The 22,132-nt window shown below is 70.8% G+C and carries 15 protein-coding genes, 3 pseudogenes and 1 riboswitch; of the genes and pseudogenes, 8 read left to right on the top strand and 10 right to left on the bottom strand.

Annotation, left to right across the window (positions count from 1 at the left end):
* Positions 1-86: 86 nt before the first annotated feature.
* Together ABZV31_RS09360 and ABZV31_RS09355 are read right to left on the bottom strand one after the other, a co-directional pair.
* Positions 87-1,082: a CHRD domain-containing protein gene (locus tag ABZV31_RS09360; protein WP_355890336.1), complete on the bottom strand. Its 996-nt coding sequence runs from the start codon at positions 1,080-1,082 to the stop codon at positions 87-89.
* A 265-nt stretch (positions 1,083-1,347) separates the two neighbouring features.
* Complete coding sequence (locus ABZV31_RS09355) at positions 1,348-2,358, bottom strand: polyprenyl synthetase family protein (protein WP_355890334.1); 1,011 nt, start codon at positions 2,356-2,358, stop codon at positions 1,348-1,350.
* A gap of 686 nt (positions 2,359-3,044) precedes the next feature.
* Positions 3,045-3,233: riboswitch (cyclic di-AMP (ydaO/yuaA leader) on the top strand.
* A 4-nt stretch (positions 3,234-3,237) separates the two neighbouring features.
* Between ABZV31_RS09355 and ABZV31_RS09350 the strand changes: the two genes are divergently transcribed.
* Positions 3,238-3,726, top strand: coding sequence for a transglycosylase SLT domain-containing protein (locus ABZV31_RS09350; protein ID WP_355890331.1), 489 nt, complete (start codon positions 3,238-3,240; stop codon positions 3,724-3,726).
* 97 nt (positions 3,727-3,823) lie between these two features.
* Here ABZV31_RS09350 and ABZV31_RS09345 read toward each other — a convergent pair whose 3' ends face one another.
* From ABZV31_RS09345 to ABZV31_RS09330, 4 genes are all read right to left on the bottom strand, one after another.
* On the bottom strand, positions 3,824-4,636 hold the full coding sequence (locus tag ABZV31_RS09345; RefSeq protein ID WP_355890329.1) for an HAD family hydrolase: 813 nt from the start codon (positions 4,634-4,636) through the stop codon (positions 3,824-3,826).
* A 109-nt stretch (positions 4,637-4,745) separates the two neighbouring features.
* On the bottom strand, positions 4,746-5,204 hold the full coding sequence (locus tag ABZV31_RS09340; RefSeq protein ID WP_355890327.1) for a carboxymuconolactone decarboxylase family protein: 459 nt from the start codon (positions 5,202-5,204) through the stop codon (positions 4,746-4,748).
* 96 nt (positions 5,205-5,300) lie between these two features.
* Positions 5,301-6,503, bottom strand: a complete 1,203-nt coding sequence (locus tag ABZV31_RS09335; RefSeq protein WP_355890324.1) for an FAD-dependent oxidoreductase — start codon at positions 6,501-6,503, stop codon at positions 5,301-5,303.
* 169 nt (positions 6,504-6,672) lie between these two features.
* Positions 6,673-7,920: an ATP-grasp domain-containing protein gene (locus ABZV31_RS09330; protein WP_355890322.1), complete on the bottom strand. Its 1,248-nt coding sequence runs from the start codon at positions 7,918-7,920 to the stop codon at positions 6,673-6,675.
* Between the two features lie 251 nt (positions 7,921-8,171).
* Between ABZV31_RS09330 and fahA the strand changes: the two genes are divergently transcribed.
* The 6 genes and pseudogenes from fahA (at position 8,172) to ABZV31_RS09300 (ending at position 13,971) form a co-directional block, all read left to right on the top strand.
* Positions 8,172-9,383 (top strand): fumarylacetoacetase, encoded by a 1,212-nt coding sequence (gene fahA, locus ABZV31_RS09325; RefSeq protein ID WP_355890319.1) that lies wholly within the window; start codon positions 8,172-8,174, stop codon positions 9,381-9,383.
* Positions 9,384-9,823: 440 nt separating this feature from the next.
* Entirely contained in the window at positions 9,824-10,762 is a 939-nt protein-coding gene (locus tag ABZV31_RS09320; RefSeq protein WP_355890316.1) for a M56 family metallopeptidase, read from the top strand.
* Positions 10,763-11,037: 275 nt separating this feature from the next.
* A pseudogene (locus ABZV31_RS09315) lies at positions 11,038-11,809 on the top strand (GntR family transcriptional regulator).
* Between the two features lie 44 nt (positions 11,810-11,853).
* Positions 11,854-12,081 carry a ferredoxin family protein gene (locus tag ABZV31_RS09310; RefSeq protein ID WP_355890313.1) on the top strand — a complete coding sequence of 76 codons (228 nt, stop codon included), beginning with the start codon at positions 11,854-11,856 and terminating at the stop codon, positions 12,079-12,081.
* Between the two features lie 16 nt (positions 12,082-12,097).
* A pseudogene (locus ABZV31_RS09305) lies at positions 12,098-12,304 on the top strand (ABC transporter substrate-binding protein); the annotation flags it as partial.
* A 104-nt stretch (positions 12,305-12,408) separates the two neighbouring features.
* The gene (locus ABZV31_RS09300; RefSeq protein WP_355890310.1) at positions 12,409-13,971 is read left to right on the top strand and encodes a HEAT repeat domain-containing protein; all 1,563 of its coding nucleotides are present in this window, start codon (positions 12,409-12,411) and stop codon (positions 13,969-13,971) included.
* 92 nt (positions 13,972-14,063) lie between these two features.
* On the opposite strand, the gene recQ is transcribed toward ABZV31_RS09300, so the two are convergent.
* Positions 14,064-16,067, bottom strand: a complete 2,004-nt coding sequence (gene recQ / locus ABZV31_RS09295; RefSeq protein ID WP_355891189.1) for a DNA helicase RecQ — start codon at positions 16,065-16,067, stop codon at positions 14,064-14,066.
* 203 nt (positions 16,068-16,270) lie between these two features.
* Here recQ and ABZV31_RS09290 point away from each other — a divergent pair.
* Positions 16,271-16,871, top strand: a pseudogene (locus ABZV31_RS09290) (Uma2 family endonuclease).
* Between the two features lie 85 nt (positions 16,872-16,956).
* On the opposite strand, the gene nuoN reads toward ABZV31_RS09290, so the two are convergent.
* Genes nuoN through nuoL form a run of 3 tightly spaced genes read right to left on the bottom strand, consistent with a single transcriptional unit; the run spans position 16,957 to position 22,126 of the window.
* Entirely contained in the window at positions 16,957-18,606 is a 1,650-nt protein-coding gene (nuoN, locus tag ABZV31_RS09285) for an NADH-quinone oxidoreductase subunit NuoN (RefSeq protein WP_355890307.1), read from the bottom strand.
* Entirely contained in the window at positions 18,603-20,174 is a 1,572-nt protein-coding gene (locus ABZV31_RS09280; protein WP_355890304.1) for an NADH-quinone oxidoreductase subunit M, read from the bottom strand. The genes nuoN and ABZV31_RS09280 overlap by 4 nt, the downstream gene beginning before the upstream one ends.
* A gap of 5 nt (positions 20,175-20,179) precedes the next feature.
* Positions 20,180-22,126 (bottom strand): NADH-quinone oxidoreductase subunit L, encoded by a 1,947-nt coding sequence (gene nuoL, locus ABZV31_RS09275; RefSeq protein WP_355890302.1) that lies wholly within the window; start codon positions 22,124-22,126, stop codon positions 20,180-20,182.
* Between the last annotated feature and the right edge of the window lie 6 nt (positions 22,127-22,132).

Below are 22,132 nucleotides of genomic sequence, written 5' to 3'. Positions count from 1 at the left end.
CGCCTGCGGTATGACACGGAGGGGCGGAGCCTCCCCCACCCCGTAGGGGTCGTGGAGGAGAGCGCCGCCCGGGTGGACCGGGTTGTTCAGTGCTGCACGAACACGTAGTCGGCCTGGTACGGCACGCCGACGATGGTGCCCGGGATGCAGGAGCCGGTCGGCGCGGTGCCGCCGACGGTGTTCAGCCGCAGGATCTCCGCGGTGTTCACGAGCAGGCCGTGGTGGCGGCCGGCCCCGGTGGCCTTGAGGTCGAGCTCCGGGATGTTGCCGTCGCCGTTCGGTGTCTTGGTGAGGAACGCCCCGGTGACGGCGCTGCCGTCCGGCGCCACCCACTGCGGGGTACCGGAGTTGGGTTTCACGAACGAGTGCCGGATGCCGCCGCCGAGCAGGGCGCTGACGTCCCGCTGGGCGAAGGCGTGGCCGCCGCCGTCGGCCGGCTTGCACTCGTAGATCTGCCTGCCCTTGACGACGGAGGCCTGGAAGTTGTCCAGGACGTGCCGGAAGTCGAAGGCGGTGGTGACCTTGTGCAGCTGCCCGCGGGCGGCTCCGCCGGGGAACTCGGCGGTGTGCAGGTTGGCGTAGAAGGAACCGGGGTCGGTGGTGACCTGCTTGAGCAGGGCGGGGTCGGCGACCTTGACACTCCCGACGACACTGTGCCCCTTGACGTGGTCCAGCAGCTTGCTGAAGTCGATCTTGACGCCGCCGTTGGTGCCCTTGGCGCCCTGGTGGATGTGGAGCATGATCGGCCTGCCGGTGCCGCGCCAGGTCACGGCGACGGACACCTTGGCACCCTTGACCTTGATGAACTCGAGAGCGGTGCCGTCCTTGTCTCCCACGGCGGGCCCGCCCTGCGCGGGCACCTCGTTGGCGCCCCTCAGACCGGCTGCAAGGACGGTTCCAGCCTGGCCCACGTGGTCGGCGTGGCCCACGTGGTCGGCGTGGCCCACGTGGTCGGCGTGGCCCATCCCCTGGTTCCCGGCAGCGAACGCCGGAATCGCCGCTCCGGCGACCCCCACCGCGGCGGCCACGGCGACACCGGTGACGATCAGGCTCTTACGGCGCTTCGAGAACGTCGTGTTCATGCCCATGTTCTTTTTTCTCCCCGTATCTTGGCCGACGCCCCCTGCGTCAGCTTCTGGGCATGAGTACGGAGGCGATCTTAGATTGGACTCAGTCCAATCATGTGAGCCATATCACATGCAGCGGTGGCTCGCTCCTCACCCGAGCGAGTCGGCCCGGGCGGGTGAACGAAGGCGGGGTGGACGAAGGCGGGGTGAACGAAGGCGAGGTGGAAGAAGGCGAGGTGGAAGAAGGCGAGGTGGAAGAAGGCGGGTCAACGAAGGCGGGTCAGCCCGCCCGGTGCACCACCGCATCGCACAGCTCCATCAGCGCCCTCTTCGCGTCGCACTCCCGCAGCGGCGCCAGCGCAGCCCGCGCCTCCTCCGCATACCGCACGGTGTCCCTCCGCGCCTGCTCCAACGCCGGGTGCACCCGCAGCGCCGCCAGCGCCTCCGCGTGCCGCACGTCGTCACTCAGGTCGGAGTCCAGCAGCTCGCACAGCGCGATGTCCTCGGCCAGCCCCAGCCGTGCCGCCCGCTCCCGCAGCCGCAGCACCGGAAGCGTCGCGATCCCCTCCCGGAGATCCGTCCCCGGCGTCTTCCCGGACTCGTGCGAGTCGGAAGCGATGTCCAGCACGTCGTCCGCGAGCTGGAAGGCGACCCCCAGCCGCTCGCCGTACTGCGTCAGTACGTCCACGACCGTCTCGTCAGCCCCGGACATCATCGCCCCGAACCGGCACGACACCGCCACCAGCGACCCCGTCTTGCCGCCCAGCACGTCCAGGTAGTGCTCGACCGGATCGCGCCCGTCCGTCGGCCCCGCCGTCTCCAGGATCTGCCCGGTGACCAGCCGCTCGAACGCCACGGCCTGCACCCGCACGGCCTCGGGGCCGAGGTCGGCGAGGATCTGCGAGGCCCGGGCGAAGAGGAAGTCCCCGGTGAGGACCGCGACCGAGTTCCCCCAGCGGGTGTTCGCGCTGGGCACCCCGCGCCGCACCGCAGCCTCGTCCATCACGTCGTCGTGGTACAGCGTGGCCAGGTGCGTCAGCTCCACGACCACGGCCGACGGCACGACCCCCGGCGCGTACGGGTCCCCGAACTGCGCAGCGAGCATCACGAGCAGCGGCCGAAACCGCTTCCCGCCCGCCCGTACGAGGTGCTGCGCGGCCTCCGTGATGAAGGGAACCTCGCTCTTGGTGGCTTCGAGCAACCCTTCCTCGACAGCCGCCAACCCGGCCTGGACATCGGCTTCGAGAGCCTGGTCCCGCACGCTCAGCCCGAACGGCCCGACGACGGTCACGAGGGGTCTCCTGTCTGCTGGTGTCTGCTGGCGGTTACACGGTTTGTCGATAGGTCGCTGCCATCACTCGAGTCAGCGTATCCGGTCACGTTTCGATCACCGATAACGCCCACCGATACAGGCCAGGCGGTATCGGATCACGCCCGGTATGTTTTTGATCATCTGATAAGAACGCATATCTATTGACTTACCCCTCCTGTTCGCTCTGCGCTCCCCCATACATCCGTACGCCATTCTTCTGTGAAACGACCCACAGGGCATCCGAACGGGCTACGGGACGATCAGCGTCGCGACACGCCGCCCGCCCACCACCGGGCCGGCGAGCCGACCCGGCCCTCCGTCGACGTGGCGACCATCACGCGCACCCCGGGGGTGCCCGCTTCACCGGACTGCGGGTGCCCGATTCACCCCTATTGGGGATTGAATTCCCCTTGGTCTTGAATGCCCTTCGGCCGCTCAAACAGTGAATTGAGTCACGGTCAGCCGCCGATGTCCTGCACCCCCTCACCCTCGTTTCCCCTTCCCCTGCAAGCGAGTTGAGGCTTGGCAACCGCAAAGGATCAAGCGTCTTATACGCCTCACATCAAGGTCAACTAGGGCGATGTGTGACTCCGGCACTTGTTTCGGACATGTGCTCTCGCATACGTTCCCGGCCGTCGGGCGGACGCCGAATCCTGCCGCCGCCCGGAACCCGTCGACCGAACCACTCACGGCAGGAGCGGGGGACCCAGGTAAGTCGCCGATCCGCACGTCGTACGTCCCACGTCGTACGTCGCGCCGGAACGGCTTGGGGTGAAGTCGCGCTCTTCCGGGCGCGGCCGGGCACCTCCCAGCCCGAACCCGACAGCTCACCTCGCAGGCGACGGAGAGGAATCTGCCATGCCCGTCAAGGCTCAGCCCCGCCGTGCCCGCACCGCTCGTCTCGCCCGCACCCTCGCCGTCGCCGGCACGGGTGCCGCCGTCCTCGCCCTCCCGCTGATCGGTGCGACCAGCGCCTCCGCGGCCACCACGACGTCCACCACGACCGCCGCGACCGCGGTCTCGTACCCGAACAACCTCGACGGGTGGATCCGGGCGTCGCTGGCGATCATGGCGCAGAGGGGCATCCCGGGGACGTACAACGGCATCTACCGCAACATCATGCGCGAGTCGTCGGGCAACCCGCGGGCCATCAACCTCTGGGACTCCAACGCCCGCGCGGGCATCCCGTCCAAGGGCCTGCTCCAGGTCATCGACCCGACGTTCAGGGCCTACCACGTGCCCGGCACGTCGTACGACATCTACGACCCGGTCGCCAACATCACGGCCGCCTGCAACTACGCGGCCGCGCGGTACGGCTCGATCGACAACGTCTTCGGCGCGTACTGACCTGGGCGCGCCCCGGACACGGCGTACTGACCTACGGTGCGCCCCCGGACGCGGCGTACTGACGTACGGCGCGCCCCCTGATGCCTCCTCCTGGCGCCTACCGGCCCGGGAACAACCGCTCGAGGACGACGGCGATGCCGTCGTCCTCGTTCGACAAGGTGACCTCGTCGGCCACCGCCTTGAGTTCGGGGTGGGCGTTGGCCATGGCGACGCCGCGGGCGGCCCACTGGAACATGGGGATGTCGTTCGGCATGTCGCCGAAGGCGAGGGCGTGTTCGCGGCTCAGCCCCAGGTGTTCTGCGGCCAGCGCCAGCCCCGTCGCCTTGGTGATGCCGCATGGCTGAAGTTCGACGGTCCCCGGGCCCGACATGGTGACCGTCGCGAGGGAACCGACCACGTTCCGGGCCGCCGTCGCCAACTCGTCGTCGGACAGGGTGGGATGGCGCAGCAGCACCTTGCTGATGGGCGCGCACCACAGGTCGTCGCGCCGTTCGACCCGTACGGCGGGCAGGGTGGGGTGCGGCATGAGGTACCCCGGCTCGATGAGCGTGAGCCCGTCCACCCCGTCCTGGTCGACCGCGGCGTAGACCTGCCCCACCTCGGCCTCGATCTTGCCGAGCGCGGTCTCGGCCAGCTCCCGGTCCAGGGTGACCGACCACAGCAGACGGTCCGCCCCGGCGTCGTACAGCTGCGCGCCCTGACCGCACACCGCGAGCCCCGTGCTGCCCAGGTCGTCGAGCAGCGGCCGCACCCTCGGCGCCGGCCGTCCGGTCACCACGAGGTGCCGGGCACCGGCCGCCGCCACCCGCGCGAGCGCGGCGAGGGACCGTTCGGACAGGGTGTCGTCGCCGCGCAGCAGCGTTCCGTCCAGGTCAGTGGCGATGAGGGCATATGCGAGGGGAGCGGCCATGATCAGAGAATACGGACCCGCCCCACCGGCCCGACGGGAACCGGACGACAGCGGCGTACACCGCTGTCCCGGCCGCGTCCCCCGCAACTGCCTTTCGTACTCCGGCTCTTCACCAGGTGGTGCCCGCGGGCTCCTTGATGGTGGTGTTGAGCCGGTTGAACATGTTGGTGAGCGAGATCACGAGGAGCAGCGCAGACAGCTCCTTCTCGTCGAAGTGGTCGGCCACCTCGTCCCACAGGGCGTCGGGCACCGCCTCCTCCGACCGGTCGGCGAGGCGGGTCATCCGCTCGGCCAGCTGCAGCGCGGCACGCTCGGCGTCCGTGAAGCAGGGCGCCTCGCGCCAGGCGGCCACGGCCGCGATGCGCTCCTCGTTCGCCCCGGCCTTGCGCAGGTTCACCGTGTGCCCGTGCACGCACGCGCTGCAGCCGTTGATCTGGCTGGCGCGCAGCCCGACGATCTCCGCCAGCTCCTGGGGGAGGCCGCCCTCACCGATCGCCTGGATGATGCTGCCGATGCCCTTCATGGCGGTGGGCAGGACGTACGCCGGGTTCTTCATCCGAGCCTGCATGGTGGTGCCTCCTGTGTCAGTGATCAGCGGGGTGTTGCTCTCACTGCACTGACGGAGCCGGGGCGCGAGATGTGACGGCCGGCCGGGAAAAACTTCTCAGCCGTGCGCCGCCGCCAGGTGTTTGGCCAGCCTCGGGGAGGCGAACTCCGTGCCGCACACGAAGCGCATCACCGGGCCGTACGAGGCGGCCGCGGGCAGGCCCGTGAAGTACAGACCGGGAACCGAGGAGACGTAGCCCGCGCCGAGCTTCGGGGCGCCGCGGCTCACCGCGAGTTCGGTGCGCAGCTCGTGGCCGAGGAAGTCCATCGCCGCGATGTCGACGCGGTAGCCGGTCGCCGCGATGACATGGTCGGCGGCCAGTTCCTGGGTGCTGCCGCCGAGGGTCTGCACGGTGAGCGCCGGGCGGCCGTCCGTGGCCTCGGCGCGGGCGATGCGGGTCACCTCGTGGACCGGCACCCTGCCCTCGAAGCGCTCGCGCAGCCACCACGCGCCGAGCGGGCCGAGGACGCGGCGGACCAGGTAGTGGCGGGTCCGGGCCGGCAGGTAGCGGTAGGGGTGCGGGTAGTAGCTCAGCGCCCACAGCGACCAGGCGCGGCCGAAGGGCGACTCGGGACGCAGCTTCGGCTGGTCCCACGGCGGGGCGCCGAAGGCGACCTTGCCGCGGCCCCGCGACACCACCCGCACCCGGGCGCCGGCCTCCGCCGCGAGCACCGCCGTCTCCAGCGCGGACTGTCCCGCGCCGACGACGATGAGTTCCTTGCCGGCGAACCTGGCCAGGTCGTGGTGCTGGGAGCTGTGGGAGACCGGGCCCGTGGGGGTCGGGCCGTCGGGCACCGCCCCGGCCAGCTCCAAAGGCAGGTGCGCCAGGCCCGACAGACCCGTCGCCACCACGACCGCCCGGGCCGTGAACTGCTCGCCGGAGTCCAGCTTCAGCTCGAATCCGCCGCCCGGCCGCCGGTCGACCGACACCACCCGCACCCGCTCCAGCTCGGGCACCAGCTTCTGCTGGAACCACTCGCCGTAGGCGAGGAAGGTCTCGACCGGGATGATGTCCTCGTCCGTCACCAGCCGCTTGATGCCCGCCGCGTCGCAGTAGTCGGCGAGCGTGTGGCCGCGCTGCGGGGCGTCGATGGCGGAGGCGACCGGGGTCGACTTCAGGAGCATTCCGGCGGGCATGTGGTCGCGCCAGCTGACCATGGGCTCGCCGAAGACGCGGACCGGGATGCCGCGCGCTCGCAGATGCGCGGCGGTGGACAGGCCGAACGGCCCTGCACCGATGACTGCTACCGGTTGGTTCACGAAGTCCCTCCCCAGGACGTACTGTTCGTCACTTCGTAGGCCGGCTCGGGCAGCGGGACCGGCTGCCGAACTGGTCGTGCCGCCGGCTCGTGGCAGTGGAGTCGGCAGTCATCGGCAGTTATCGGCAGTCGAGTCGACAGTCGAGTGGACAGTCGAGTCGGCAGTCGAGTCAGCTGCCCGAACCGGTCGTGCTGCCGCGGCGGTTGGTCCGCCACAGCTGATAGAGGTGCTTCGCGCCCGGCCGCACGAAGCGCGCGAGCATCGTGAAGAACGGCAGTGGGTCGTCACCCGCGAGCCAGGCCAGCTCCGTCCCGCTCGCCCGGGCCGGCGCGTGCGGCGTCGTATAGCCGCTGCGGCGGTAGGCGAGGAGGGCGGGCAGGTCGATGTTCTCCACGATGTAGCGGTGACCGGACCGCTGTTCCCCCTCCGGAACGGGGCGCCCGGTCAGATCGAGATGCATGGCGCGGACGACGTCCACCCCCGACTCGTTCTCGAAGAGCCGGAACTGGGCGCCCATGCGCGGGTTGAAGTCGAGGAGCTTGTACTGTCCGTCGCGCCGGTCGAAGCGCAGGTCGAGGTCGATGACACCGCTGAAGCCGATCTGTTTGATGAAACGCGCGGCGAGGTCGGCGAGTTCCGGGTTGTCGACGACGTACGCGTTCGCCGTCATGCCCGCGTGCGGTGGCCAGGAGCGGACCTTGACGCCGGTGAACATCGCGAGAGGGATGGAGTCCGCGTCGAAGTAGGCGTGCACGATCCAGTCCTCGGCCACCTCCCGCGGCAGGTACTCCTGGAGGATCACTCCTGGCTGCTCGCCCCAGTCGCGGGCGAGCATGAGCAGACCCTCGCGGGTGGTGATCTTCGTCGTGCCGTTCACGGCGGGCCGGCTGCGCCGTACGAAGGCCTCGCGGTTCTTGGCCACCACCGGAAAGCGGGCCTGGTCGGCGAACGCGGCGACGTCGTCGTACGACTGCGGGAACGCGGCCGCGGGGCTCGGGATGCCGTGCTCCACGCACAGTTCGTGCAGACCCTGCTTGCTGGCCAGGCGGCGCGGGAGGTCGGGGGCGACGCGCGGGAAGAGGAAGTGGCCCTTGAGTTCGTCCTGGTGCTCCGCGATCAGAACGGCGGCCTCCTCGTCGGTGGGGATGAGGACGGTGGGCCGGCCGATGCGGCGGCCGATGCGCAGCATGCCCTCCACCAGGTGGTCCGGCTCCTCCGTGCCCCTCGTCGGCCAGACGAACGCTCGCCTGAGGTAGCGGGAGGAGGCCGCGGGTGTGTAACGGTCCTCGGTGATCGCATACATGGGGACGCCCAGACGGCCCAGGCTGCGGATCGCGCCCACGCCGCCGTGGTGCAGCGGGTAGTCGCCGAACTTCACGATCAGGCCCGGCACGTCACGGTCCGCCCGGAAAGGCACACTGACGGCATTCCTGGCCACGGGTCCCCCCACGTGTCCCCCCTACGGAGCGGACCCACCCCGTCCGCGTCCCCCAAAGGACGCTAAGCCGGAATTGAACCCTCCCACAACCCCAATTCGGACATTGCAAACTCTTTAGACACTGCCCAAGACAGCCAACGCACCCGTAACGTGTGGCGCGACCACATGGAACGCACGGCGCGCACGGCAGGCGTCCCGTGCCCGGCTGCACGAAAGAGAGGCAGTACCCCATGCCCCCCTTCGAGGCCCCCGAGGGCGACCCCTTCGGTCCGCACAACCTTCCCTACGGCGTCTTCTCCCGCGCCGGGTCCGAGGAACGGACCGTCGGGGTCCGCCTCGGCGACCACGTCCTCGACGCGGGCGCGGCGGCACGGGCCCTCGGCTCGCCGTACGCCGCCCTGCTCGCACGGCCGTCCCTGAACCCCCTGCTGGCCGCGGGCCGCACGGCGTGGTCGGACGTCCGGCGGGCGCTGACGGCATGGGTCACGGTGCCGTCCCACCAGGAGACCGTCGCGCCGTTCCTGCATCCCCTGTCCTCGGTGACCCTGCACCTGCCCTTCGAGGTCGCGGACTACGTCGACTTCTACGCCTCCGAGAACCACGCCCGGAACGTCGGGCAGATCTTCCGCCCGGACGCCGAGGACTCGCTGACCCCCAACTGGAAGCACCTGCCGATCGGCTACCACGGCCGCTCGGGGACGGTGGTGGTGTCGGGGACCGACGTCGTGCGGCCCTCGGGGCAGCGCAGGGCGCCCACGGACCCGGCGCCGGTCTTCGGCCCGTCCGTCCGGCTCGACTTCGAGGGGGAGGTCGGCTTCGTGGTGGGCGTGCCCTCCCGGCTGGGCACGCCGGTACCGCTGGGCGACTTCCGGGAGCACGTCTTCGGGCTGTGCCTGCTGAACGACTGGTCGGCGCGCGACATCCAGGCCTGGGAGTACGTCCCTCTCGGCCCGTTCCTCGGCAAGTCCTTCGCCACGTCGGTGTCGGCGTGGATCACCCCGCTGGACGCGCTGGAGGAAGCGCGGGTGGCGCCACCGCAGCGGACGCACCCGCTGCTGCCCTACCTGGACGACACGGAGGAGGAGCCCGGCGGCTACGACCTGCGGATCTCCATCGCGGTCAACGGACACGTGGTGTCCGAGCCGCCCTTCTCCACCATGTACTGGACGGCCGCGCAGCAGTTGGCCCACATGACGGTCAACGGCGCCTCGCTGCGCACGGGCGACCTGTACGGGTCGGGGACGGTCAGCGGGCCGGAGCCGGCCCAGCGGGGCTCGCTGCTGGAGCTGACCTGGAACGGGCGGGACCCGCTCGACCTCCCGGACGGCAAGCGGACCTTCCTGGAGGACGGGGACGTGGTGACGCTGTCGGCCTGGGCCCCGGGAGCGGACGGTATGCGGGTGGGGCTCGGGGAGGTCACCGGGCGGATCGTGGCGGGGTGACGGGCGGGGGCTCGTGGCCGGGTGACGGGCGGAGGATCGTGGCCGGGTGACGGGCGGAGGATCGTGGCCGGGTGACGGGCGGAGGATCGTGGCCGGGTGACGGGCGGAGGTGCGCGTAGGTGCCGCGGCAGCCCGCGTAGGTGCTGAGGCAGACCCGCATGCGTGGTGAGACGGAGGCTCGCGGGATGCGGGCGGAGGCCGGCCGTGGGCGGGATTTTGTGTGGCTGTGCGGCCGTGTGACCGTGTGGCTGGTGTGGCTGGCGTGGCTGGCTGGTGTGGCTGGCGTGGCTGGTGTGCCCGATGGTTGGTTGCCGCCGAGCCCTGACTCCCGCCCCCTGCCGCCGTCATACTGGCGGCAGGCCGTGCGCGCGCCGCGTCGACCGCCCCACAGCAAGACCCCGACACCCGCCCACCTCCGATCAGGATCCGGAGTCCGTGGCATGACCGTCTGCCTGCTCCTGCTGAGCGTCGTCGCCGTGACGGCCGCCGTGCCAGTCCCCCGCGCGCTGACCCGGGCCGTGTGGCCCGAGCGGGAACCCGTCGTCGCGCTGTGGGTGTGGCAGTGCCTGGTCGCCACCGTCCTGCTGTGCTGCCTCGCCGCCCTCGTGCTGGGTGCCGCGGCCGTCTTCCACACCGTACGCGACCGGGTCTTCGCCCCCGCGCCGCCCGCCGTGACCGCCGCGTACGACCTCTCGGCCTCCCCGCCCTGGGCCGCCGCCCTCACCCTGCTGCTGGCGTGCGGGGCCACCTGGACCACCGCGATGCTCGCCCGCGAGCTCGCCGAGGCGCGCCGGCGCCGCGGCCAGACCCGCGCGCACCTGCGCGAACGCGCCCCCGACCTGCCCGCGGGCCTGCCGGCGGCCCGCGGCCCCCTGCTGGTGCTGGAGGACGAGTACCCCGACGCCTGGTGGCTGCCCGGTCACCCGCCCCAGCTCATCGTCACCACGGGCGCCCTGCACCGCCTCACCGGTCACCAGCTCGACGCCGTCCTCGCCCACGAACGCGGTCACGCCCGCGCCCACCACGACTGGCTGCTGCATCTGTCGACCGCGCTGGCGACCGGCTTTCCGCGCGTCCCGCTGTTCGCCCACTTCTGCGACCAGACCCACCGCCTGGTCGAACTGGCCGCGGACGACACGGCCTCCCGCCGCCATGGCAACCTCACCACGGCCCTGGCCCTGATCGAGCTCAACCAACACCGCGGGGTCCTCTCCTGCGCCTCCAGCCACCGCCTGCTCGGCGAGCGCGTGGACCGCCTCCTGGAACCCCCGCCGCGCCTGGGCCGCCGGCACCGGGCCCTTACGACGTCGGTGGCGGCGCTGGTGCCGTTGCTCCCGCTGCTGATCACGTTCGCTCCCGGGCTGACGGCGTTGAGCTGACCGCCTGGGAGCTGCCGCCACCAGACCCCGCTTCAGGCCGAAGCGGGATGCCGGCGCCACCGGACCCCCGCCTCGGCCTGAACAGTCTCGTCCTCGAACTCCCCCAAGCTCTTCGAGCAGGGGCCCCAGACGGACCGACCGATACCGACCGGCACTGGCAGATCTTCCCAGCCGGCACCAAGAAACCCCAGGTCAGCGTCTCCTTGCCCGGCTCAAAACCTGGCGCAACACTCCAGCAACACCACTCCCCCGCCGCCGTCGGTATCGTCCGAAACATGCCGCCCACCGACCACATCCGGGACCACGCCGCCCAAGGCGCCGCGACCACCGTCGCCGCCCACCGGGCCCGGCGCCGACTGCGCGCCGACCGGGCCCGGCAGCTCGCCGACCTGCTCCGCCACCAGCTCCTCACCGGCGCCTTCCCCGGCACACTCCCCCACGAGTCCACCCTCGCCGCCTCCCGCAACACCGTCCGCCAGGCCCTCGACCTGCTCCGCGCCGAAGGCCTCGTGGAACGCCTCCCGGGCGTGGGCACAGTGGTCGTCGCCCAGAAGTACCCGCACGGGCTCGACCGTCTGATGGGCCTCGCGGAAACCCTCCGCGAACACGGCCGCGTCACCAACGAGATCCGCACCATGGGCCCCGCCCCCGCCCCGGTCGCCGAACGCCTCCGCGTCCCCACCGGGCACAGACGTCCTCTACATCGAACGGCTGCGCCGTCTGGGCGGCCTGCCGCTCTCCCTCGACCTGACCTACATCCCGCTCGACATCGGCACCGCCCTGCTCGGCGCCGACCTGGAGAACACCGACGTCTTCCGCCTCCTGGAGGCCGTCACCGGCCAGCGGCTCGGCCACGCCGAGATCACCCTGGAGGCGGTGAACGCGGACACCCACTCCGCCGCCGTACTCGAGGCCCCGCGCGGCGCGGCCGTCCTGATGCTGGAACGCCTCACGCACCTCGCCGACGGCCGCCCGGTCGACCTGGAGTTCATCCGCTTCCGCGGCGACCGCATCACCATGAGCGGCCTGCTGCACCGCTCCCTCTGACCCGCCCTCCCCCTCTCTTACGTACGACCTCCCTGGAGACCGCCATGCCCTTGGCGCCCCAGCGGGCCGACGTGCCCGTGACCATCGACGAGTCGAAGTGCATCGACGGCTGCACGTTCTGCGTGGACATGTGCCCGCTGGACTTGCTCGCGATCGACGAGAGCAGCGGCAAGGCCTACATGCACGTCGACGAGTGCTGGTACTGCGGCCCGTGCGCGGCCCGCTGTCCCACCGGAGCCGTCACGGTCAACATGCCCTATCTGCTCCGGTGAGAGGCACCAACACCCCATGAAGCGCACGACAGTTGCCCTGAGCACGATCGCTCTGCTCCTCCCCTTGTCCGCCTGCGGCGGCCACGCGGCGGCCGGAGGCGACGGCTCCACCGTCACGGTCACCGTCGGCTACCAGTCCAAGACCATCAACACCGTCACCGCCGGAACCCTCCTCCGCTCCCTGGGCTACTTCGAGAAGGAACTCAACGCCCTCCACGACGGCCACACCTGCAACTCGCCTCGGGCGTCCGGGTCGACGACCACGCCCGTACGACCGTCCCCCGGCTGTACGCCGCCGGTGACCTGGCCTGCGTCCCGCACAACTACATGATCGGCGCGTTCGTCTACGGCGAGCTGGCGGGTGAGGACGCGGCCCAGTACCACGCCTACGAGGGCGAGCTGCCCGACGACCAGCTGCGCGAGGCGCACGAGCTGATCTACCGCCCTCTGCGCAACCCGGACGGCCCGCCGCAGACCCAGGTCGAGTACAAGCTGCGCCGCTTCGTGAACGACTACGTGGCCCCGCCGAAGTCCGGCGCCCGGCTGTCCCTGGCGCTGGAAGCCTTCGAGCGGATGCGCGCCGACATCGCCTCGATGGGCGCCCGCACTCCGCACGAGCTGATGCGCTGCGCGGAGGTCACCTTCATCCGCGACTGCGCGGAGATGGCCGCCCGCGCCTCCCTGGCCCGCACGGAGTCCCGCTGGGGCCTCTACCACGACCGCCTCGACCATCCCCATCGCCACGACGCGTCCTGGTTCCACCATCTCGATCTGCACAAGTCCCCCTCCGGTGCGATGGAGTTCACGGCCCGTCCCGTGGCTCCGTATCTGGTCCCGGTGGAGGGCTTCGCCCCCGTGGGCGGTCCCTCCCGGCACCTGGGCGAGGTCCACGCCGAGGACGTGGCGACCGCCGGGTCGCGCGACGCGGCGGTCGCGCCGCTCGGCGGTACCCGCGCGCCCGGCCCCGCCGGTTTGGGCGCGGCGGGGGTCTCGGTGATCCGGGACGCGGGCGCCTCCGCGCGGCTGCTGGAGCTGGTCGCCCTGGCCGACGACGAGCCCGAACTGGCCGTTCTCCACCCCTACTTGACCGACCCGGACGCCAACGTCCGGCGGGCCGCGGTGGGCGTGCTCACCGAGACCGTGCCGGCCGGGACCGGCCCCGCCCTCGCCGCCGCCCTCCACGACCCGCACGGCGACGTCCGCGCCGCGGCAGCGGCCTCACTGCGCGAACTGGTCGAGACGCTGCCGCCCGACCCGGCCCTGCGCGACGGCCTCACCGAGGCCCTGGCCGCACCGGACGCGGTGGTGCGGGCGGCCGCGCTCGACGTGCTGCGCGCCCTGCGTCTCGGCGACACCGAACTGTTCGCCGGCGCCCTCGCCGACGCCGACACCGCCGTCCGCATCGAGGCCGTACGCGCCCTCGTCTCGGTCGACGCCGCCGAACCGCTGGCGCGTGCGGCCGGCGATCCGTCCCGCGAGGTCCGCGTCGCGGTGGCCAAGGCGCTGGCCAACCTCCGCGGCGTGCGTCTGACCGAGACCGCCCTGGACCGGTTGACCGGGGATGCGGATCCCCTGGTCCGCGGCGCCGCGTTCGAGGCGCTGGCCTCCGCGGGCGGCCCGGCCGCGCTGACCGAGCGCGCCGTGGCGGCTCTGGGCGACTCCGCCTGGCAGGTCCGTTCCGGCGCCGCGACCGCCCTGTCCGCCGCGGACGCCGAGGTCGCCGTACCGGCCCTGGCTAAGGCCCTCGCCGACCCCAACGCGGACGTCCGCAAGGCAGCCGTCCTGGCCCTGGCCCGGCACACCGCCTCGGAAGCCGCCCGCGCCGCTCTCGCCACGGTCACGACGGACTCGGACGCGGACGTCAGGGCGTACGCGTCACGCGGCCTGTGACGGTGACTGCTCCCGGACCGCGCCCGTGATTTCCGCTCCGGGGGCCACGGGCCGCGACCGCCCGCCGGTCATGCCCGGCCGCCCGTCGCCGGTCATATCCAGTCGTCCGGCTCCGGCTCCGGCTCCGTGTCCGTGTCCATGTCCGGCCAGTCCTCTTCCGCTGCCGCGTCCGGTGTGTCGCCGGTCGCCTGCGCCGGTCCGTCCCCGGACGGCCCGCCGAGCGTCCCGAGGACCCGGAGCACCCCCTCCCCGTACGTCGCCAGCTTCTTCTCCCCGACGCCGCTGACCGTGCCCAGTTGCGCCACCGACGTCGGCCAGACCGTGACGATCTCCCGGAGGGTGGCGTCGTGGAAGATGACGTAGGCCGGGACGCCCTGCTCGCGAGCCTGTTCGGCGCGCCAGGCGCGCAGGGCCTCGAAGGCAGACAGCAGTTCCTCGGGCAGTTCGGCCGCCGCGGCCTTGGGCTTGGCCCGGCCCGAGGCCGCCGCGGACGACGAGGCCGGCCGCGAGGTCACCGGCTTCTTCGGCTCCTTGCGCAACGGCACCTCCCGCTCGCGCCGCAGCACCGAGGCGCTCGCGTCGGTCAGCGCCAGCGTGCCGTACTCGCCCTCGACCGCGAGCAGCCCCTGCGCCAGCAACTGCCGTACGACGCCCCGCCATTCGCCCTCGGTCAGCTCCTCGCCGATGCCGAACACGGACAGCTGGTCGTGGTCGAACTGAATCACCCTGCCCGTGCGCTTTCCGAGCAGGATGTCGATGATCTGGCCCGCGCCGAACTTCTGTCCCCGCTCCCGCTGCAGCCGTACCACCGTCGACAGCACCTTCTGCGCCGCGACCGTGCCGTCCCAGGTCTCGGGTGGGGTCAGACACGTGTCGCAGTTGCCGCAGCCCGCCGGGTCCGGGTCCTGCCCGAAGTAGGCGAGCAGCTGGCCGCGGCGGCACTGGACCGTCTCGCACAGCGCGAGCATCGCGTCCAGGTGAGCGGCGGCCCGGCGGCGGAACGCCTCGTCGCCCTCGCCGGACTGGATCAGCTTGCGCTGCTGTACGACGTCGTTCAGCCCGTACGCCATCCATGCCGTGGACGGCAGGCCGTCGCGCCCGGCCCGCCCGGTCTCCTGGTAGTAGCCCTCGACCGACTTCGGCAGGTCCAGGTGGGCGACGAAGCGCACGTCCGGCTTGTCGATGCCCATTCCGAAGGCGATCGTGGCGACCACGACCAGGCCGTCCTCGCGCAGGAAGCGGGACTGGTGTGCCGCGCGCGTGCCCGCGTCTAGGCCCGCGTGGTAGGGGACCGCCTCGATGCCGTTGCGGGTCAGGAATTCCGCCGTCTTCTCCACCGAGTTGCGCGAGAGGCAGTACACGATGCCCGCGTCCCCGGCGTGCTCCTCGCGCAGGAAGGTCAGCAGCTGCTTCTTGGGGTCGGTCTTCGGCACGATCCGGTACTGGATGTTGGGCCGGTCGAAACTCGCCACGAAGTGCCGGGCCCGCGGCATGTTCAGCCGCTGGGTGATCTCCTGGTGCGTCGCACGCGTGGCGGTCGCCGTGAGCGCGATCCGCGGCACGTCCGGCCAGCGCTCGCCGAGCAGCGACAGGGCCAGGTAGTCGGGGCGGAAGTCGTGGCCCCACTGGGACACGCAGTGCGCCTCATCGATCGCGAAGACCGCGATCTTGCCGCGGGACAGCAAGTCGAGCGTGGCCTCCACGCGCAGGCGCTCGGGCGCCAGATAGAGCAGGTCGAGCTCGCCCGCCAGGAACTCCGCCTCCACCACGCGCCGCTCGTCGAAGTCCTGCGTGGAGTTGATGAACCCGGCGCGCACGCCCAGCGCCTGCAGCGCGTCCACCTGGTCCTGCATCAGCGCAATGAGCGGGGAGACCACGATGCCCGTACCGGGTCTGACCAGGGCCGGGATCTGGTAGCACAGAGACTTGCCACCACCGGTCGGCATGAGGACGACGGCGTCGCCGCCCGCCACCACATGCTCGATGACCGCTTGCTGCTCGCCCCGGAAGGCCTCGTACCCGAAGACCCGGCGCAGCGTGGCCAGCGCCTCGTTCTCCGTCACTGGCATCTCGGTGATACCGCCCGTCCCGCCCATCGTCGTGTCCCCCGTACGTCGTCCCTCGACCACTGCCACCACGATAGGGGTCCGCGCCGACAGCCCCGGGAGTTATCCACAGGCCGGCCCCCGGGCGAGCCGGGTCAAGGACACGACAGTCGTTCACACGTACGCGGGAGACCTGCCCGTTTCCGGCCGATAGTCTGAATGGACCGGCGAGACTCCGTCCCGTGGGAGCACTGATGAGCGTCGCACCGAAGGCGTCCACACCCAGCTGGCCGATCCCGCCGGAGGGCGGCTGGACCGCCGACGACCTGGACCGGCTTCCGAATCTGCCTCCGCACACGGAACTGATCGACGGGAGCCTGGTCTTCGAGAGTCCGCAGACTTTTCCACTCACGCGCTGTCGACTTCTTCACCTGGCAACTCCAGTCCCTGGCGCCGGCGGACTTCGAGGTCATCCGCGAGTTCACCATCGACATCGACCGCCAGAACCGTCCCGAACCGGACGTGGTCGTGGTCCGCGCAGACGTGGTGGAGGACCCGGAGCAGACCCGGTTCCCGGCAGAGGCCGTCGTGCTGGCCATCGAGGTCGTCTCGGCCGACTCGGTGTCCCGGGACCGCGAGACCAAGCCGCTGAAGTACGCCCGGGCGAAGATCTCCCACTACGGGCGGGTCGAGAACGAGAAGGGCCTCGCCGTGGTGCACGCCTTCGAACTGGAGCCGACGACGGGTACCTACACCAGCGTGGGCATCTTCCGCGAGCGGATGAAGCTGGCCGCCCCGTTCCCGGTCGACCTGGATCTCACCATGATCAAACCGCGCGGGGGAGACGGCGAGTGACCTGCACGACCTGTACCGCATGAAGCACCGGCGGCCTGGCTCCCCGCATGAGGGGAACCGGGCCGCCGCGTACGGGCAGGGCCGCTCAGCGGACGAAGACCCCCGCCTGGCTCGCCAGGTCGAGGAAGTACTGCGGCGCCACACCGAGCACCAGCGTGACCACCACGCCGAGCCCGATCGCGGTCATCGTCAGCGGCGACGGCACGGCCACCGTCGGCCCCTCCGGCCGCGGTTCGCTGAAGAACATCAGCACGATCACGCGGATGTAGAAGAACGCGGCGATCGCGGACGAGATCACACCGATCACGACCAGCGGGGCCGCGCCGCCCTCCGCAGCCGCCTTGAACACGGCGAACTTCCCGGCGAATCCGGAGGTCAGCGGAATGCCCGCGAAGGCCAGCAGGAACACCGCGAACACGGCTGCCACCAGCGGCGAACGGCGGCCCAGGCCGGCCCATTTGGACAGGTGCGTCGCCTCGCCGCCCGCGTCGCGCACCAGCGTCACCACGGCGAACGCCCCAATCGTCACGAAGGAGTACGCGGCCAGGTAGAAGAGGACGGACGACACACCGTCCTTCGAGGTCGCGATGACACCCGCGAGGATGAAGCCCGCGTGCGCGATCGAGGAGTACGCCAGCAGCCGCTTGATGTCGGTCTGCGTGATCGCGACGATCGCACCGCCCAGCATGGTGAGGATCGCGACGGCCCACATGACCGGCCGCCAGTCCCAGCGCATCCCCGGCAGCACGACGTACAGCAGCCGCAGCAGCGCACCGAACGCCGCCACCTTGGTGGCCGCCGCCATGAACCCGGTGACCGGGGTCGGCGCGCCTTGGTAGACGTCCGGCGTCCACATGTGGAACGGCACCGCGCCCACCTTGAACAGCAGGCCCATCACGAGCAACGCGGCGCCGACGAGCAGCAGCGCGTCGTTGCCCATGGTGTTGGCCAGCGCCGGGTCTACGTTGGGGACCGTGCCGTCGACGACCTGCGCGATCGTCGCGTACGACACCGAGCCGGCGTACCCGTACAGCAGCGCGATGCCGAACAGCGTGAACGCCGAGGCGAACGCGCCGAGCAGGAAGTACTTGACGGCGGCCTCCTGCGACATCAGCCGCTTGCGGCGGGCCAGGGCGCACAGCAGGTACAGCGGCAGCGAGAAGACTTCCAGGGCCACGAACAGGGTCAGCAGGTCGTTGGCCGAGGGGAAGACCAGCATGCCGGCGACGGCGAAGAGCAGCAGCGGGAAGACCTCGGTGGTGGTGAACCCGGCCTTCACCGCGGCCTTTTCGCTGTCGCTGCCCGGCACGGACGCGGCCTGCGCGGCGAACGAGTCGACCCGGTTGCCGTGCGCCGTCGGGTCCAGGCGCCGCTCGGCGAAGGTGAACAGGCCGACCAGGGCCGCCAGCAGGATCGTGCCCTGCAGGAACAGCGACGGCCCGTCGACGGCGATGGCGCCCATCGCCGCGATGTGCGCCTTGGTCGTGCCGTACCCGTCCGCCGCGAGCGCGACCACCGCGGCGAAGGCGGCAGCGAGCGCGACGACGGACACGAACACCTGTGCGTAGTAACGGGACTTGCGCGGGACGAAGGCCTCGACCAGCACCCCGACGATCGCCGCGCCCACGACGATCAGGGTGGGCGACAACTGCCCGTATTCGATCTTCGGCGCGTCGATCTTCGAGATCGGATCGGCCGCGGTTGTCCACAGGCTGTGGATGGCTGCTGTGCTCACTTGGCCGCCTCCACCTCGGGCTTGGGATCGGTCTTGTGTACGTCGGACATGGTCTGCTTGACCGCCGGGTTGACGATGTCCGTGACGGGCTTCGGGTAGACGCCCAGGAAGATCAGCAGCACGATCAGCGGGGCCACGACCACCAGCTCCCGCACCCGCAGGTCCGGCATCGCGGAGACCTCCGGCTTCACCGGGCCCGTCATCGTCCTCTGGTAGAGGACGAGGGTGTACAGCGCGGCGAGCACGATGCCGAAGGTGGCGATGATGCCGATCGCCGGGTAGCGCGTGAACGTGCCGACCAGGACCAGGAATTCACTCACGAAGGGCGCGAGACCCGGCAGGGACAGGGTCGCCAGGCCGCCGATCAGGAACGTGCCGGCGAGCACCGGAGCGACCTTCTGCACGCCTCCGTAGTCGGCGATGAGCCTCGAGCCGCGCCGGGAGATCAGGAAGCCGGCCACCAGCATGAGCGCGGCCGTCGAGAGCCCGTGGTTGACCATGTAGAGCGTCGCCCCGGACTGGCCCTGGCTGGTCATCGCGAAGATGCCCATGATGATGAAGCCGAAGTGCGAGATCGACGCGTACGCCACCAGCCGCTTGATGTCCCGCTGGCCGACCGCGAGCAGCGCCCCGTAGATGATGCTGATCAGCGCCAGGACGAGGATGACGGGCGTCGCCCACTTGCTCGCCTCCGGGAACAGCTGGAGGCAGAAGCGGAGCATGGCGAAGGTGCCCACCTTGTCGACGACCGCCGTGATGAGGACGGCGACCGGGGCGGTCGCCTCCCCCATGGCGTTGGGCAGCCAGGTGTGCAGCGGCCACAGCGGTGCCTTCACGGCGAAGGCGAAGAAGAAGCCGAGGAACAGCCAGCGTTCGGTGCTGGTCGCCATGTGCAGCGAACCGTTGGCCCGGGCCTGCGCGATCTCGGTGAGCGAGAAGTTCCCGGCGACCACGTAGAGGCCGATCACCGCGGCCAGCATGATCAGACCGCCGACCAGGTTGTAGAGGAGGAACTTCACCGCCGCGTACGACCGCTGCGTCGACGCCGCCTCCTCGCCGTGCTCGTGGGCATGGTCCCCGAAGCCGCCGATGAGGAAGTACATCGGGATGAGCATGGCTTCGAAGAAGATGTAGAAGAGGAAGAGGTCGGTGGCCTCGAAGGAGATGATCACCATCGCCTCGACGGCCAGGATGAGGGCGAAGAAGCCCTGCGTCGGCCGCCAGCGGCGGCTTCCGGTCTCCAGCGGGTCGGCGTCGTGCCAGCCCGCCAGGATCACGAACGGGATCAGCAGCGTGGTCAGCGCGATGAGCGCCACCGCGATGCCGTCCACGCCCAGCTCGTACCTGACCCCGAAGTCCTTGATCCAGGTGTGGGACTCGGTGAGCTGGTAGCGGGCGCCGCCCGGGTCGAAGCGGACCAGGACGACCCCGGCCAGCACGAGCGTGGCGAGCGAGACGACCAGCGCGAGCCACTTGGCGGCGGTGCGCCGCGCGGCCGGCACGGCGGCCGTGGCGACGGCCCCGATGGCCGGGAGCACCGCCGTCACTGTCAGCAGGGGAAAGGACATCGGTATCAGACCGCCCTCATCAGCAGGGTCGCGGCGACGAGGAGTGCCGCACCGCCGAACATCGAGACCGCGTAGGAGCGCACGAAGCCGTTCTGCAGCCGGCGCATCCGCCCGGACAGGCCGCCGACCGAGGCCGCCGTGCCGTTGACGACGCCGTCGACCAGGGTGTGGTCGACGTACACCAGGGACCGCGTGAGGTGCTCGCCGCCGCGGACGAGGACGACGTGGTTGAAGTCGTCCTGGAGCAGGTCGCGCCGGGCGGCCCGAGTGAGCAGCGACCCGCGCGGGGCGACGGCGGGGACGGGCTTGCGGCCGTACTGCGCGTACGCGATGGCAACGCCGATGACCAGGCACACCATGGTCGCGCCGGTGACCGTCCAGGCACTGACCGGGGAGTGCCCCTCGCTGTGCCCGGTGATGGGCTCCAGCCAGTGCAGGAAGCGGTCGCCGACGCTGAAGACCGCGCCGCCGAAGACCGACCCGACGGCCAGCACGATCATGGGGATCGTCATGACCTTGGGCGACTCGTGCGGGTGCGGCTCCGCGTGCCGACCGCGCTCCTCGGCTGCCGGCTCCACGCCGGGCTCGGCCGGCGAGGGAGTCGGCTGGTTCCGCCACCGCTCCTCGCCGAAGAACGTCATCAGCATCACGCGCGTCATGTAGAACGCCGTGATGGCCGCGCCCAGCAGGGCCGCGCCGCCGAGGATCCAGCCCTCGGTGCCGCCCTTGGCGAAGGCGGCCTCGATGATCTTGTCCTTGGAGAAGAAGCCGGACAGGCCCGGGAAGCCGATGATGGCCAGATAGCCGAGGCCGAAGGTGACGAAGGTGATCGGCATGTACTTGCGCAGGCCGCCGTACTTGCGCATATCGACCTCGTCGTTCATGCCGTGCATGACGGAACCGGCGCCGAGGAACAGCCCGGCCTTGAAGAAGCCGTGCGTCACCAGGTGCATGATCGCGAAGACGTAGCCGATGGGGCCGAGGCCCGCGGCCAGCACCATGTAGCCGATCTGCGACATCGTCGAGCCGGCCAGCGCCTTCTTGATGTCGTCCTTCGCGCAACCGACGATCGCACCGAACAGGAGAGTGACGGCACCGACCATGGTGACCGCGAGCTGTGCGTCGGGCGCGGCGTTGAAGATCGCGGCGGAGCGGACGATCAGGTAGACGCCCGCGGTCACCATCGTCGCGGCGTGGATGAGGGCGGAGACCGGGGTCGGGCCCTCCATGGCGTCCCCGAGCCAGGACTGCAGCGGCACCTGGGCGGACTTGCCGCAGGCGGCGAGCAGCAGCAGCAGGCCGATGGCGGTGAGCTTGCCCTCGGAGGTGTCTCCGACGTGGCTGAAAACCGGCCCGAAGGCGAAGGTCCCGAACGTCGCGAACATCATCATGATCGCGATGGACAGGCCCATATCGCCGACGCGGTTGACCAAGAAGGCCTTCTTCGCGGCGGTGGCCGCGCTGGGCTTGTGCTGCCAGAAGCCGATCAGCAGGTAGGAGGCCAGACCGACGCCCTCCCAGCCGACGTACAGCAGCAGGTAGTTGTCGGCGAGGACGAGCAGCAGCATCGCCGCGAGGAACAGGTTCAGATAGCCGAAGAAGCGGCGGCGCCGCTCGTCGTGCTCCATGTATCCGACCGAGTACAGGTGGATCAGGGAGCCGACGCCGGTGATCAGCAGCACGAAGGTCATCGACAGCTGGTCGAGCCGGAAGGTGATGTCCGCCTGGAAGCCGGCGACCGGGACCCAGCTGAACAGGTGCTGCATCAGGGTCCGGTGTTCGGCGCTCTTGCCGAGCAGGTCGGCGAAGAGGACCAGGCCGATCACGAAGGAGACGGCCGACAGGAGGGTGCCGAGCCAGTGGCCGACGGCGTCGAGCCGCCGGCCGCCGACCAGGAGGACGGCCGCTCCGAGCAGAGGCGCCGCGATCAGCAGCGCAATCAGGTTCTCCACGATTCT

This window comes from Streptomyces sp. NPDC005202 (genome assembly GCF_040608235.1).
Classification (GTDB): domain Bacteria; phylum Actinomycetota; class Actinomycetes; order Streptomycetales; family Streptomycetaceae; genus Streptomyces.
Note: the sequence above shows the minus strand (reverse complement) of the source record. Positions and strands in the feature narration are given on the sequence as shown.